Origin of the sequence: Streptomyces kunmingensis (assembly GCF_039533535.1) — a bacterium.
Lineage (GTDB): Bacteria > Actinomycetota > Actinomycetes > Streptomycetales > Streptomycetaceae > Streptomyces > Streptomyces kunmingensis.
Genome location: NZ_BAAATS010000073.1, coordinates 1 through 14842, shown reverse-complemented (window position 1 = coordinate 14842; position 14842 = coordinate 1). Strand labels below are relative to the sequence as shown.

Genomic DNA, 14842 nt, shown 5'->3' with positions numbered 1-14842 from the left:
CAGCGGCATTGCGCCCGGCTCCGCCGGGTCCCTTACGTCGGCCGATGCGGCGAGCGTGTCCCCGGCGTCTGGGTTCTCCGGGTGGCGGCAGCTGGACTACCGCACGGCCCAGGAGATCAAGAAGACGGTCCTCGACCAGCTCAGCGAGGAGGGCAAGCAGCGGGGCTGGCCCTCGGTGCAGGCCAAGGAGCAGCGGGGCCGGCATCTGATCAATGAACAGGTGGCGATCTGGGCCGACGCGCAGGGCTGGTCCACCGGGGGCGCGGTGGACCAGGCAGCGGAGCAGGAGATGGCCGCGCTCGCGTTCGACATGTGTTTTCGCGCCGGGCGTCTGCAGCGCTATCTCGATGACCAGCAGGTCGAGGACATCTGGCTGGAGGGATTCGAGCGAGTCTTCCTCAAAAGCACGGGCCGACGCGAGCCCGTGCAGGTAGCCCGTGTCGCCGATTCGGAGGACGAACTGCAGGAGCTGGTGCGGGATCTGATCCGCGCGTCCGGGCAGAACGGCCGCACCTTTTCCACCCACTCCCCCGATGTCGAACTGCGGCTGCCCGACGGCTCACGTCTGCAGGCCCTGGGGCCGGAGATCACGGGCGGACACACCCATGTGACGATCCGCCGCCACCGCTACCGCAGCATCAGCATCCGGCATCTCATCGAGCTGGGCACACTCAGCGAGCAGGCCGCTGATTTGCTGGCGTCCGCGGTGCGGGCCCGCTTCAACATCATGGTCGCCGGGGAACAGTCGTCGGGAAAGACGACCCTGCTGCGGGCCCTGCTGCGCGAGGTCAAGCCCAGCGAGCGGTTCGGCACCCTGGAGACCACGTTCGAGGGCCTGGCCGATCCCACCTATCACGCGCACGTCGTGCCGATGGAGGCACGGTTTTCCAACGGCGAGCGGATCGGTCCCAGCCATGCGGCCGCCGGCGAGATCACGCTGATGGACCTCATGGTGAAGGCCAAGCGCATGAGCCTGACACGGACCATCGTCGGCGAGGTCCGCGGACCTGAGATCACGGCCATGATGCAGGCGATGACCTCGGACCGGCCCGGCAACATGTGCACCATCCACGCCAGCGAGCCGGCCGCCGTGTTCGACCGGGTCGCGGAGCTGTATCTGCTCGCGCAGGCCAACTTCACCCCGGAGCTCGCCTACCGGCAGATCGCCAACGGACTGCACCTGATCGCCTTCCTGTCCGTCGACGACACCGGGGAGGCGGAACACCGCCACCTCTCCCACATCTGGGAGATCACCGGCATCGGACACGACGGCCGTCCGATGTACAACGAGGTGTTCGGGCCGGCCGATGACATCGACGGCCCGGCCGTGCCCAAGGGCGCGCTCAGCGAGCGCAAGCGCCGCCGGCTGGAGAAGGCCGGCCTGGCCTCGAACCTGCTGTCCGCCCAGGCGCTGGCCTACGCCCAGGGGAGGCCGATGTGATCACCTCTGTGTGGTGGGCGGCCAGCGGGGCCCTGCTGGGCCTGGGCCTGGTGCTGGCCGTGGCCGGGCTCGTCGGCACCGCCCGGCCGAAGGCGGTGCTGCCGTGGCAGGGCGAACGGAGCACGCTGGCCCGCCAGTTCGCCGCCCAGCGCCAGCTTCAGATCGCCGCGGGCGTGGTCGCCCTGCTGCTGGTGTGGCTGATCACCGGGGTCGTGATGGCCGGGCTGATCGTCGGCGGCGTCATCGTCGGCGGGCCGTGGCTGCTGTCCGGACCGGCGATGAACAAGGCGCAGATCGCCCGCCGTGACGCGCTGGGCGAGTGGGCGCAGCGTCTGTCGGAGATGGTGCGCCTCGGCAATGCGCTGGAGAAGGCGCTGATCGCCTCGCGCAAGCACGCCCCGGCCGCCCTCGCCGATGAGGTGGGCGAGCTGGCGGACAAGATCCAGTCCCAGTGGCCCACGCACGAGGCCCTCGGGGACTTCGCAACGGGTTTCGATGATGTCACCGGCGACAAGGTCGTCTCCGCCCTGATCCTGGCCGCACAGGACCCCGGCCCCGGGCTGGCCCAGGCCATGGAGGATCTGGCCGCCTCGGTGCGCGACGAGGTCAAGTTGCGCCAGAGCATCGAGGCCGACCGGCAAAAAACCCGCACCACAATCCGCACCCTGACACTCATCACACTGGGCATCGTGGGCCTGGGCTTCACGGTGCCGCAGTACACCGGCGTATACGCCACTCTCATGGGCCAGTTAATCCTGGCGCTCCTCGTCGCCGGTTTCGTCGCCACCCTGGTGTGGGTACGGCGCCTGGCCACGCGCGGCCACACGCCGCGCGTCCTGGTCCCCGACGTCCGCAGCCCCGTCAGGACCCCGGACCGCCCGCACGACATCGAGGCCCAGGGGGCGTTGCGATGAACACCCTGACCACTGTGCTCGTATCCGGCGGTGCCGGCGGCGGCGGCCTGGCCCTGCTGGTCAACGAACTGCTGCCGGCGGCGCCCAAGCTCGGACCCGCCCTGGCCCGCCTGCACCCGGCTCCCGCCCCGCACCGGCCGGCCAGCCGCCAGACGCCCTCGGCGCAGAGCCAGATCGGCCGCTGGCTGGTCAACAAGGTCCCGGGCGCGCTGCCCCGCAGGGACCTGGACCTGCTGGGTCAGAGCGGCGAGGACTTCCTTCTCAACAAGGCTCTGCTCGTGCTGCTCGGGCTGGGGGCGCCCAGCGTCTTCCTCGGTGCCTGGACCCTGCTGGGCATCAGTGTCGCCCTGTATGTGCCCGCCGCCGTCGGTCTGCTGCTGGCGTCCGTGTTCTGGTTCGTCCCGGACCTCATGATCCGCCGGGATGCTGCCAAGGCCCGGGCGGAGGCCGCGCACGGCATCGCCGTCTATCTGGAACTGGTCGCGCTGCGGCTGGGCGCCGGCATCGCCATCGAAACCGCCCTGGAACAGGCCGCCTTCGTCGGCCGGGGCTGGGTGTTCTGCCGCCTGCAGGACACCCTCATGCGGTCCCGCATCAAGCGCGGCCGGCAATGGGCCGCCCTCAAAGACCTCGGCGAGCGCCTGGGTGTGCCCGTCCTCGCCGACGTCGCGGACTTCGTGCAGATGTCCACGCAGGAAGGCGCCTCCGTCTACGACACGGTCCGCCACCGCGCGGCCAGCCTGCGCACCGAACAGCTCAACGCCGAAGCCGCAGCTGCCAACGCGGACACCGAAAAAATGCAGGCCCCGCAGGCCGTGCTCTGCGTCCTGGTGATGGCCGCCATGGCCTTCCCCGCCGTCCTCAACGCGTTCCACCAGACCTCGTGAAGACCAACCGCACACCGCAGAAGGGGGCAGCTCGTGTCTGACCGGTATTTGAAGATGAGCACGCTGCTCACGCAGCTTTCCGCCGCGATCAGCCGCCGCCTCGATCAGGCCCGCGATGAGATCGACCAGCGGGGTGACAGAGGTGACAACCCGGTCGTCACCGTGATCCTGTGGGTTGCCGGCATCGGCATCGCGGTGACCATCGTCGCCGCCCTGGTCGCCCTCGGGATGCGGGCCAGCCACAAGGTCGACAACGTGGATCTCGGCGGCTGACCCGTGCACCCCCTCCGGGACGACCGGGGATCGTCCCCCATCCAGTACGCGCTCCTGTTTCCGGTCGTCCTCCTCATCACGTTCGTCCTGATCCAGGGCGTGCTGTGGGCGTACGCCCGCAACCTGGCCTACACCGCCGCCCGCTCGGGTGTGGCGGCCGGGCGGCTGTACGAGGCCTCCCCCGCCGACGGCGCCACCCGCGCCCGCCGGGCCCTGGAGGACCTGGCGGGCAACCTGCTGACCGATTCAAGGGTGAGCACGGCCGGCAGCACCCCGGACACGATGCGCGTCCATGTGCAGGGCCAGGCGATGACGATGCTGCCCGGCTTTCATCTGAGCGTGCGGGCGACCATGACCGGCCCGATCGAGAACTGGCAGAGCATGGGGCAGCCGTGAGCACCCACAGACCACGCCGCCGGAGCAGGAGGCTGCACGATGACCGGGGCAGCGCGGCGATCGAGGCGGCCCTCACCGTGCCCGTGCTGATCATCTTGGTCCTGCTCTTCATCGCCGCGGCCCGCCTGCAGCTAGCCGCGCAGAAGACCGACGCCGCGGCGCAGGCCGCGGCCCGCGCCGCATCCCTGGAGCGCGCCCCCGGCCCGGGGCAGGAGGCCGCCCAACAGGCCGCCCAACAGGCCCTGTCGGGCGAGCAGCAGGCATGCTCGAGCGTCGGCGTGCGCACGGACGCCTCCGGGCTGGCCCTGCCGGTCGGCCAGGTCGCCGCGGTGACCGTGACCGTCACCTGCCGGGTGCCGATCGGGGATTTGGTGCTGATCGGCGGTGGGCCGGGCGTGCGCACCGTGTCAGCGTCCTTCACGTCCGTGATCGACTCCTTCAGAGGCCGGTCATGAACCAGCTCCGAGGCCACGTGGGCGAGCGTTGGCGGCAGCTGTCCTTCGACGACCGCGGCGGCGTGAGCATCTTCGTCGCCGTCATTACCGGGCCCTTGATCTTGCTGGCCGGTCTGCTGACCGTCGACGCCTTCGGTGCGCTGCGGGCCAGAGAGAACGCCGACGCCCTGGCCGTCGAAGCGGCCCGCGCCGCGCAACAGGCCGTCGACCTCGATTATTTGATCCCGTCCCGGGGTGTGCGAGTCGAGCCGGGCGCGGCCGCCACCGCGGCCCGCACTTATCTGTCGCGGGCCGGCGCCCGCGGTTCGGTGCGGGTTGCGGACGGCGGCCGCACGATCACCGTGACGGTGACCGGCTCCTACCGCGGAGTGTTCTGGCCCCACACCTTCACCCACGACGTCTCCAGCACCGCGACCCTGCTCTACGGCACGACCCGGCCCGAGGACGGCGAGAATTGATGCATCCCTCCCCCACCCGCGCATTGTTGCCAAAGTGGCGGCCGCGTCGCACGCTGGGCCTGCTGCGGGCCGTCGGCGCGCTGATCGCGCTGGCGCTGACGGTACCGGCCCTGCCGTGGGTGCTGTGGCACGCCACCGGTGCCCTCGCGCCCGGCGGCTGGGACGCCGCCCAGCATCTGCTCGGCCGGCAGGACACGGGCGCGCTCGCCCTGCTGGCCGTCTGTGTCATCGGGTGGCTGGCCTGGGCGAGCTTCGTCCTGTCCCTGCTGCTGGAGATCCCCGCCCAGCTCCGGGGCGTGCGCACGCCCCGGCTGCCCGGCCTGCAGATGAGCCAACGCGCGGCCGCCGCCCTCGTCGGCTCCCTGCTGGTGCTCTGGCCCACCGGCACGGCCCTGGCCGCCTCCCCCACCCAGGCAGCACCCCGGGCCGCGGTCACGGCCAATGCCACAGCACAACCGAGCCCCGCCGTGCAGGCGCAGACTCAGACGCCGTCAGCCCGGCAGCAGGCTGCCGTGCCTGCGCAGGGGACCGAGCAGGCCACTGGCACCTACACGGTGCGCGATACCCGGCCCGCCGAGAGCCTATGGTCGATCGCGGCGCACCTGTACGGGCAGGGCGAGGCCTTCACCCACCTCGCCGACGCCAACGAAGGCCGCACCATGGCCGACGGGCGCGTCTTCCACGCCGACGCCCCGATCCATCCCGGGTGGGTGCTGCAGCTACCCCGCGAGGTACCCCGTGTTGACCACACGGCTGCGGAAACCCACGCCGAGGCACAGGAGGAGCAGCAGCCACCGACACAAACGCGGGCGCAGGCGCAGGCGCAGGCGCAGGCGGGCAACCCCTCCGATGAGGAACGGGTGGTCGCGCGGGGTGACACGATCACCGGTATTGCCCTTCAAGCAACCGGAGACGCCGGCAACTGGCGTCCCGTGTACGAGGCAAGTCGCGGAGCCCAGCCGGAGGGCCTGCCGTGCATCACCGACGCCGACGTGATCGTCCCGGACCAGAGGATCACGATCCCGGCCGAACTGCAGAAGGAACCGGCCGCTCCAAAGCAGCACGACGACGCACCGGGGCCGGCTCCGGACTCTTCCGGCGCGGGCAACGAGCCGGGCGCCTCCCGCAACGCAACACCGCCAAATTCTCCTGCCCAAGAGCAGCAAGAGCAGAAGGAGGACCCGGCAGGAAGCGGCGCCCGCACGGACGACGCTACACAAAGGCCCCGTGCCACCCCGTCCGCGGCTCCCCGACCGAGCCTTGCAGGCCAGGCACCCGAGCGTCCCCCCGTCAGTGCCCGGCCTTCTGCACCAGCACCAGAGCCGCCCGCACCAGCGGGGCAGGCCGCGCCCAGCGCAGCAGCACAGCATGCAGAGCAAGGCCCGGCCAGCGCGCCGACCGGTAGTCAGACAGCGCTGCAGGTGTTCGGCCTGCTGGCCGGTGTGGTCACCGCGTCCCTGCTGGCGCGCCGGCTGTGGCAGTGGCGCACCCGTCGTCCCGGACAGCGGATGCCCGAGGGTGAACCCCAGCCCGTGGAAGACGTGTTGGAGGAAGTGGCCCACGACGGCGCCCAAGGGGTGAACCGTCTGCGGGCAGCGCTGCGCCTCCTCGCGCAGAACACCGACACTGCCGTGCCACCGGACTTGCGGGCGGCGCGGATCACCGCGGACAGCATCCAGGTCCTGCCCGACGACATCACCGCCCCCATCCAGCCTCCGTTCACATCCGTGCGGGCGACCTGGTGGACCCTGCCGCACACGATGGAACTGCCCGACATCGACGAGACGGAGGCGGGTGACCCGCCCTATGCGTCGATGGTGACCCTCGGCGCGACGTCCACCGGCGAGCTGCTGCTCGTGAACCTGGCCGCGTGGCAGGTGCTGCTGGTCGACGGGGCCCACGAAGAGCGGGCGCAGGTGATGGCCGCGATGGCGACCGAACTCGCCATCGGCCCCTACGCCGACTACGTCGAGGTCATGACGTGCGGCATGGGTTCCATGGCCGCAGACCTGCGGACGCTGGGGGTGCACTATCTGGCCGACCCGTGCATCGCGGCCCGCGAGTTCACCGAACGCGTCCTGGACGCCCACCAGAACCCGGACGACCGCGGCTTCCCCTACGTGGTGCTATGCGCGGCCGAGGTAGAGGAGGACGTGCTCTGGCAGCTCGCCCAGTCGCTGGAACGCGCGCACCAGCTGACACCGTGCGTGCTCGTCCTGCCTGCGGACGCGGCCACCGTGTTCACCGATGCGGAGACCGTCGATGCGACCACGGATACGGAACAGCGGGTGGACGCGCTCGGGGCCGACCTGATCCTGCAGCGCCTGCACACCGCGTCCCTCGCCGAGCTGGCCCGCGCCGCCAGACAGGCCCAGCGGCCCGCCGACGACCCCGAAGGAATCTGGGAACATGTGCCGCCCGAACCCACCCCGGTGCCCGGCCCCACGCAACGCCTCCTGGCCAACGCCCCTGCCCCGCAGGACACCCACGCCACCGACGATACGGCGCTGCCGGCCCACACCCCCGATACCTCCCCGAGCGCCGCATCCCACCCCGTCATGTTCCAGGCCCTGCTGGCCGCCAGCGGCGATCCAGGACAGACACAGGTGCGGCCGGTCCCCGTCGACGACGCGGCACAGGAAGAGACCGGACAGCAGATCGGCCCGAAGTTCCGCATCCCCGTCCTACACGCTCTCACCGCCGGCGCGCGTGTACCACCGGTCCCGGAAACCAGCGACCACCGGACCGTGAACGACGCCGTCCCGCACAACGCGGCGCCCCGGCTTCACGTCCTGGGCACGCCGCAGATGAACCACCTGCCCGCAGGCCCGATGAGCCCCCGGCTGACCGAACTGGCCGCCCATCTCATCCTCAAGCCGGACAGCAGCCCCGACCGCCTGTGCGAAGACCTCGGCGACGCCGAACCCTGGTCCCCCAGAACCCTCAGCACCCGGCTCCGCGACCTGCGCACCGCACTCGGCAAGACTCCTGACGGCACCTCCTACGTACCGCACCGCCCGGGCAAGACCGCGCCCTATGCCGTGTCCGATGCCGTGCAATGCGACTGGACGGATTTCCAGCGCCTGTCCGCCCTCGGCCTCAGCCGCGGCCCAGAAGGCCTCCCCTATCTCGAGCGGGCCCTCGCCCTGGTCGACGGAATTCCCCTCGGCACCCACCCCGCATCCTGGATGACCGGCGTCCGTACCCGCATGCAGGCCGACATCACCAACGTCGCCCACACCGTTGCCACCTACCGAACCCAGGACGGCCCTCATCAAGACCTGCCCAGCGCCCGAACCGCCTGCCGGACCGGCCTGACCGTCGACTCCTACTGTGAATGGCTGCACCGGGCGCTCATGCGGACCGAAGCAGCCGCCGGCAACCACACCGGCCTGCGCGCCGCCATCACCATTTGGCACGAGATGACCAGCAGCCTTCCCCCCGGCCAGATCGACCGGACCACGAAGGCACTCGTCGACGAACTCCTCAACGCATCCTGAACCGCAACACCCCCGTGGCAGCGCTCTTGAATCTCCCAAGTGGCGCCCCAAGCAAGCCAAACCCGGGGGTCACCCCCTCAGATGCGGGGAGCAGATGCTCGCGGGTGGGCATCCACGGGATGGTGCGGGATCATCCCCGCGGGTGCGGGGAGCAGGACGAGGCTCAGGCCCCGGTCGGTCTTGCGGAGGGGCCATCCCCGTGGGCGCGGGGAGCAGCCCCGCCAGCCCCGGCCGGAATGCCGAGCGGCGGGGCCATCCCCGCGGGTGCGGGGAGCAGCCTGCGGGCTCGCGCAGTGCCCCACACGTCGCGGGACCATCCCCGCGGGTGCGGGGAGCAGGTGATCCCGTTGCTGCCGATGCCCCAGCACTCGGGACCATCCCCGCGGGTGCTGGGAGCAGCGAGGAGCCAATCCCTCTCGGCGATGCCGATCGGGACCATCGCCGCGGGTGCGGGGAGCAGTGCTGGGGGATGTAGGGCTGAAGCTCGTGCTCGGGACCATCCCCGCGGGTGCGGGGAGCAGAATCCAGAGGGCATCGCGATCCCAGGGGGGAAGGGACCATCCCCGCGGGTGCGGGGAGCAGTACGTCACCGTCACCGCCCCCGCCGGCTCCACGGGACCATCCCCGCGGGTGCGGGGAGCAGCACACCTTTGACCCCGCCGGGACCCGCCTGGTGGGACCATCCCCGCGGGTGCGGGGAGCAGCCGTTCCTCCGGCGTGAGCTGCAGGTAGAGGTGGGACCATCCCCGCGGGTGCGGGGAGCAGGTGCGGCACGGTGACTTTCCGTCGGCCCGGCAGGGACCATCCCCGCGGGTGCGGGGAGCAGGTATTCGGGATAGTTCGGTCGCGCTTCTTGGGGGGACCATCCCCGCGGGTGCGGGGAGCAGACTGGGGGATTCTGACTCCACGTCACTGTGGGGGGACCATCCCCGCGGGTGCGGGGAGCAGGTGCAGCGGTAGCGCGGGTGGTCCGGATCGAAGGGACCATCCCCGCGGGTGCGGGGAGCAGGCACGAGCGGGGGTCCTGGCTACCTTGCGGGCGGGACCATCCCCGCGGGTGCGGGGAGCAGGTCAGGTAGCAGGTGAGCGTGGACGGGGCGTCGGGACCATCCCCGCGGGTGCGGGGAGCAGTTCCGACGGACCCGTACACCCGGATCCTCGCCGGGACCATCCCCGCGGGTGCGGGGAGCAGACTGACTGACCGGGGGTTTTTCCGCGCGTCGGCCCGGATTTCAAGCACTTTCCCCGACTCTGACATACGCCACAAAAGCCGCGCCCCTTGCTCTCCGGCCGGTTGGCGGGCCGGCTTAGGGGTGCACACGGGCGTAGCCGAGACTATTGGTGCAGATGCCATCAGACTGCTTAAGCATGGTAGCCACGAGCCCAGGCTGGAGGGCGAAGCGATCACGGGATCGCCCTGGGTTTGCTTGGGGCACCCGGGCTTGGACGCACAGGCGCTTGCCTCGTACATGCTAGGGAAGTGTCGAAGAGGCCCGCGGGCGGCCGCGCCTTGCGGGCACGCGGGCCACGGGCCGCAAGAGACCCCGCGGCCGCCATCAGGGCGAAGAAGACTTCGCGCAGTGTTCGTGCCCGCTGGGGCCACCGCCTCGGCTGGGTACCGGATCGTAGCCGGTGACGGAACGGTTCGAGCACCATGGGCTCGTGAACTTCGCGTCGCCAACGCCGGATTCCCAGCAACTACAAGAGCGAGGCTCGCAGACACACTGGCAAGCCTTTGCTTTTGCCGGACTCCCACTCGCGGCCCGGGTGGGGCCCTGGCTCAAAGAAACCTGTCGGGCTGCGCCCCACTGGCAGAGTCCCGCCACAGTCCTTGCGCTTCCCTTGCGTCGCTGTCAGTACTGATCGCTAAGGTTTTCCCAGCATCATGAGCATGACGGGGAACGGGGAAGGGGCGTACGGGGATGGGCTACACGATACCGGGCTGGCTCGACGACGTCCTGGACTTCATCGGGATCAACTTCCCGAACGTGGACGAGGACGACTACCGCGAAATGGCCACGGCCATGCGGGACTTCGCCGACAAGTTCGAGGGGCACGGCGGCGACGCGCACAAGGCATTCTCGCGGATCCTGTCGTCGTCCGAGGGCTGGGCCGTCGATTCCATGGAGAAGCACTGGAGCCAGGTGAAGACCAGCCACCTGGAGAAGCTCCCGGAACTGGCCCGGCTGTTCGCGGACGCCTGTGACGTACTCGCGGACATCATCTTCGGGATGAAGACCAAGGCCGAGATCGAACTCGCCGTGATGGCCGGCTCGGTGGGCATCTCGGCAGGGCTTGCCGTGGTCACCGGCGGCCTCTCGGCGCTGATCGGCGCGGCCGAGGTCGCCGCAATGCGCCAGGTGGTGAAGCGGATCATCGACGAGGCCGTGGACCGGATCGTCGACGAGGTCCTCGCCAAGATCACCGAGCCGATCAACGCCAAGCTGGAATCGATGGTCGAGGACATGGTCCTCGACCTGGCCGAGGGCGCGTTCTCCACCCAGATGGGCGGTGGCGACGCCGGCAAGGGCGGGCACGGGGGGATGCACCTCGCCTCGGCCAGCGGCGTGGGCGGAAACGGCGCGAAAGTCACGCACATTGATCACTTCGAGTTCGAGGACGGGGCCGGCAAGGTCTCGGGCCATGGTGCGGAACTGCGCCTGAATGCGTCCACGCACCTGTCGAAGGCGAAGAACGCCTTCGGCCGGAGCAAGGGCAAGGACCCCTTCACTCAGGCCTTCGACAGCGTCCTGCACGGCGCTCTCAACGGCTCCGAGAAGGCCCTGTCCAAGATCGCCAAGCACGTCACCGAGACGGTCCCGGACCGGGTCAAGGCCGCGTCCAAGACGCACAAGCGCAAGGACCACGACGTCAAGGACGACGTCAATGAGATCGAGACGAAGAAGCAGAAGGTCGACAAGGACGTTCGGATGTACATCCTGAACGCCGACGGAAGCGTCGACCGGTTGATGCCGGACGGCACCATCCCCACCAAGGGGGCGAAAGGGCTGGACGGAGACGATCACACACGCCTCGCCGGTCTCCTCGAACCCGACGGGACGGTGTGGCGTCCGCAGACCAACGCGGACAAACGACGGTGGCGGGTCAAAGGCAAGCCCACAGGCGTCGTGACCTCGCGGAAAATCGACCCCGACACCAGCGACCTGGCCCATGCCACACAGCTCGCGCGCAAGGGCCACGACTACTACGAGGGCAAGAACTACGCGGCCGGCCGGTACATCGACCCCAAGAGCGGTCACGAGTCCATCCTCATCGGCCGCAGCTCCGACACCGGCCACTCGGAGCGCATGATCGGCCATCCGCTGCTCCACCGGGGAGTGCAGGGGAACCTGAGCGAGCTGTTCACCGAACGCTCGCCATGCCAGAAGAACCCCCGATGCAATATCTGGCTTGAACACTTCTTCAAGTCGGACAACCCGGATCTCAGCGTCACCCATGCCGCCACCTACGATCAGAGCGACAAGAAGACCCAGAACGACGAGTTCTGGAAATACCTCGACGGCGTGAAGAAGGCGCACGGAAAGTAGCTAGAGGAACCCTCCATGAAGCACACTGTGACCAACGCCGACCTCGTCCGTGTCCACGGACTCGACGGCGTCGTCTACTTTCCCCAGACCCCACGGTCCCCGTTCTCGGCGGAGACAGCCAACTTCCTGAGCAGTGTCGGCCTCCCGCACAACCGCCTTTTCGAAACCCGTGCCGACGTAGGAATCGATGAGGACCAAGTAGATCCCATCGAGCTGGGACCGCTCTTCGATCTCGACGACCTGGCGTGCCCGGAAGAGCGTCGGCACTGGCAGATGTTCGGCTACCTGCGGACCACGCTGGTCGTCGTCGCCCCGGAGACGGGAACCGTCCACGGCTACCCCGAGGGAGAGGAAGACAGCGTCCCCCTGCACCGGGATGTCGAGTCGTTGGCCTTCTGCCTCACGGAACTGCGCAGGCTCCAGGACGCTTACAGCCAGGGCGGTGACACCGACGTGCTCGCCACCAGGTTCCGGGACGCGGTGAACGCCTTCGACGACCTCCCCCTCGGCGAAGAGGAATCAGAATGGACAATCATGCTGGAGGAGTTCACCGACGGCATGTGGTAGCAGCCTCACACTCCACAATGATGCAGCCGCTCACTCCCAGACGTAGGGGGCAGCGCTCAGCGTTGCCCCTCGCCACCCCGCTGCTTACTGACCGTTTCACAATGAAGTCCGTCGCGAGATTTGGCGGTTGGGCCCGGGGGCTGCAGGATGAGTTGGGTGGTGACTGACCTGGTGCCTGATGACTTATGGGAGCGGGTGGCTCCGTTGCTGCCTGCTCGTCCGCCGCGGCGGACGCGGTATCCCGGGCGGTTGCCCGCGGATGACCGGGCTGCGCTGCGCGGCATTGTGTATGTGCTGTGCAAGGGCGTGAGTTGGCGGGACGTGCCGGCCGAGCAGGTCGGCTGTAGCGGAGTGACCTCCTGGCGGAGGCTGCGAGACTGGACCGCGGCCGGGGTCTGGCCGCAGCTGCACGAGGTACTGCTCGCGGAGTTGCGGGCGGCGGGCCTGCTGGACATGGACGACGCCGCGGTCGACGGATCGCATGTCCGGGCTCTCAAAGGGGGGCTCACACCGGACCTTCGCCGGTCGACCGGGCCCGGCCGGGCAGCAAGCATCACCTGATCGTCGACCGGCACGGCACCCCGTTGGCCGCCTCGCTGAGCGGCGGCAACCGCCACGACGTCACCCAGCTGATGCCGTTGCTGGACGCGATACCCCGCATCCGCGGGGTGCGCGGGCGGCCGCGCCACCGGCCGCGGCGTCTGTTCGCCGACCGCGGCTACGACTACGACCACTACCGCCGCCTGGTGCGGGCCCGTGGCATCACCCCGAAGTTCGCTCGCAAGGGCACGAGACACGGCTCCGGCCTGGGCCAGACCCGCTGGGTCATCGAGCGGACCTTCGCCTGGCTGCACCAGTTCAAGCGCCTGCGCATTCGCTACGAGATACGGGCCGACCTCCACCTCGGCCTGCTCCAACTCGCCTGCAGCATCATCTGCCTGCGACGGCTACGAACCTCATTCTGAAACGGTCAGTTAGCCCAGCGGCGGCGCCCCATACACCTGCCACGGTCGCCGGCCGGTGAACAGCTCATCAGCCCGGCCGCGTCGGCCCGTGCCTGCAGGCCGGTGAGCACAACCGCCCACACCCCTTCGCCTGCCAGCGGCGAAAGAGTCCATAGACCGTCCTCAACGGCCCGGGAGGGCCGGGTGTGGCTGATAGACCGTTGCCGTTGATGACTCTGGCAGAGTGGCCGCCTGGCCCTCCCGGACGCTTAACATCGGCCGGTCACCGCGCTGGCCAGGCGAGATCTGCCAGGTCAACGGGAGGGCCCGGTCATCGGCCAGCAGATGGACCTCGCCAGTCAGCCCGCCCCTCGATCGCCCTAGCGCCTCACATCCATCCCCCTCCACGCGCATCCCGCCTCGGCGCTCCGGCGGCGTGCTGGTGCGTTCGCGGACTCGCCGTCTGCTGTAACCACGCTTCCCCACGTCCAGCGCCTCTGTGAGCGCCAGTAAGCCCGCAAAACGCTCAACCCGTTCCACGCAGCTTTCGACCCCTGCCGTCAGACACGCGGTGAGGACCGGAAATGCGTCTTGGCGTAGCCGGTGCGCCCGTCGCCGTGATTCCTCCAGTCAATGTTCAAGGATGCCGCCGCCACGGCCCTGGAGCGACCCTTCCACTTCACGGTGCCCGTCGTGTACGAGCCGTTGTAGTTGCCGTTGCGGTCCGAAGAATCCCACCGGCCGGCAATGCCGTGGAAGTTGCGGGCATTGTGCTTGACCTGGACGCGGACGAACGCATCGTGAATATAGCCGCCGCCCCGCTGCGAGTTGGGGCCGTCCCAGCGCACCCGGGCGTACGCATACACCCAACCGCCCGCCCTTTTCGCACATACCGTCATCCTTACGCCCCAATTGTCTGCCCAAGGCCCGCTGTACTGCGGGGTGTCCAGGGAATGACTCGATGTCGTACAGCGATACCCCGCGGCCGCCACCGGGGCGGCCACCACCACCGTTGACGCCAGCACGGCAGACACCGCAGAAACCGTCACGCCCACACTCATCGCTTTTCGCATGCCCGCTCAACGGCGGAAACCAGCCAACCGACACGCCGCCGCCCTGCGAGCCACCCGGAGGGGCGGCGACTTCGTGCCACGGTTTACGTGGAGGTTGACCCGCCAGGCGTCAACACCACAGATGCGCTCAACTGCCCGTCAGTAACACGGCGTTGACGAACATGCCGATGACTGTACGAGGGCGCCGATAAGGACGTGGTACCACCCGCACCGTGCGAGCACATCTCCAGCCGCCACTACCCCGCACCGCCTGTTTGAGACAGTCTCCACATCCACCGCAGGGCTTACGCCGGGTCCACCAAGGCCGGCCGGTTACGCAGACGGGCCTTAGGGCTCGCAGAGAATCAACGTGTTGCTTTGATCTCGGTGGGCTCGTTGACCTGGCA

General features: G+C 69.4%; 12 protein-coding genes and 1 CRISPR repeat array. Of the genes, 11 read left to right on the top strand and 1 reads right to left on the bottom strand.

Translation table 11 applies throughout. From position 1 onward, the window contains the following. Positions 1-55: 55 nt before the first annotated feature. The 11 genes from ABD366_RS43010 (at position 56) to ABD366_RS42960 (ending at position 13404) form a co-directional block, all read left to right on the top strand. Positions 56-1441: a TadA family conjugal transfer-associated ATPase gene (locus ABD366_RS43010; protein ID WP_324766156.1), complete on the top strand. Its 1386-nt coding sequence runs from the start codon at positions 56-58 to the stop codon at positions 1439-1441. Then, positions 1438-2355 carry a type II secretion system F family protein gene (locus tag ABD366_RS43005; protein WP_324766157.1) on the top strand — a complete coding sequence of 306 codons (918 nt, stop codon included), beginning with the start codon at positions 1438-1440 and terminating at the stop codon, positions 2353-2355. Before ABD366_RS43010 ends, ABD366_RS43005 begins: the two co-directional genes overlap by 4 nt. Further along, entirely contained in the window at positions 2352-3242 is an 891-nt protein-coding gene (locus tag ABD366_RS43000; protein ID WP_324766158.1) for a hypothetical protein, read from the top strand. Before ABD366_RS43005 ends, ABD366_RS43000 begins: the two co-directional genes overlap by 4 nt. Positions 3243-3296: 54 nt before the next feature. Next, a complete protein-coding gene (locus ABD366_RS42995) occupies positions 3297-3515 on the top strand; it encodes a hypothetical protein (protein WP_324766159.1) in 219 nt (72 codons plus the stop codon). A gap of 3 nt (positions 3516-3518) precedes the next feature. Beyond that, on the top strand, positions 3519-3911 hold the full coding sequence (locus ABD366_RS42990) for a TadE family protein (RefSeq protein WP_324766160.1): 393 nt from the start codon (positions 3519-3521) through the stop codon (positions 3909-3911). Continuing rightward, positions 3908-4366, top strand: a complete 459-nt coding sequence (locus tag ABD366_RS42985; protein WP_324766161.1) for a TadE/TadG family type IV pilus assembly protein — start codon at positions 3908-3910, stop codon at positions 4364-4366. Before ABD366_RS42990 ends, ABD366_RS42985 begins: the two co-directional genes overlap by 4 nt. Next, entirely contained in the window at positions 4363-4824 is a 462-nt protein-coding gene (locus tag ABD366_RS42980; protein WP_324766162.1) for a hypothetical protein, read from the top strand. Before ABD366_RS42985 ends, ABD366_RS42980 begins: the two co-directional genes overlap by 4 nt. Next, complete coding sequence (locus ABD366_RS42975) at positions 4824-8324, top strand: AfsR/SARP family transcriptional regulator (RefSeq protein WP_324766163.1); 3501 nt, start codon at positions 4824-4826, stop codon at positions 8322-8324. Before ABD366_RS42980 ends, ABD366_RS42975 begins: the two co-directional genes overlap by 1 nt. Before the next feature lie 126 nt (positions 8325-8450). After that, a CRISPR array of direct repeats spans positions 8451-9516; the repeat unit is 29 nt; unit sequence GGGACCATCCCCGCGGGTGCGGGGAGCAG. A 730-nt stretch (positions 9517-10246) separates the two neighbouring features. Further along, positions 10247-11872, top strand: a complete 1626-nt coding sequence (locus ABD366_RS42970) for a WXG100-like domain-containing protein (RefSeq protein WP_324766164.1) — start codon at positions 10247-10249, stop codon at positions 11870-11872. Positions 11873-11887: 15 nt separating this feature from the next. Further along, positions 11888-12439, top strand: a complete 552-nt coding sequence (locus ABD366_RS42965) for an SUKH-4 family immunity protein (RefSeq protein WP_324766165.1) — start codon at positions 11888-11890, stop codon at positions 12437-12439. 147 nt (positions 12440-12586) lie between these two features. Further along, positions 12587-13404 (top strand): IS5 family transposase gene (locus ABD366_RS42960; protein ID WP_425577047.1). Its coding sequence is split into 2 segments (ribosomal slippage): positions 12587-12922 and positions 12925-13404, totalling 816 coding nucleotides; the frame shifts between segments, so codons are not numbered across the junction. Positions 13405-13943: 539 nt separating this feature from the next. Here the strand turns inward: ABD366_RS42960 and ABD366_RS42950 are convergent. Continuing rightward, positions 13944-14249: a hypothetical protein gene (locus ABD366_RS42950; protein ID WP_324766167.1), complete on the bottom strand. Its 306-nt coding sequence runs from the start codon at positions 14247-14249 to the stop codon at positions 13944-13946. Between the last annotated feature and the right edge of the window lie 593 nt (positions 14250-14842).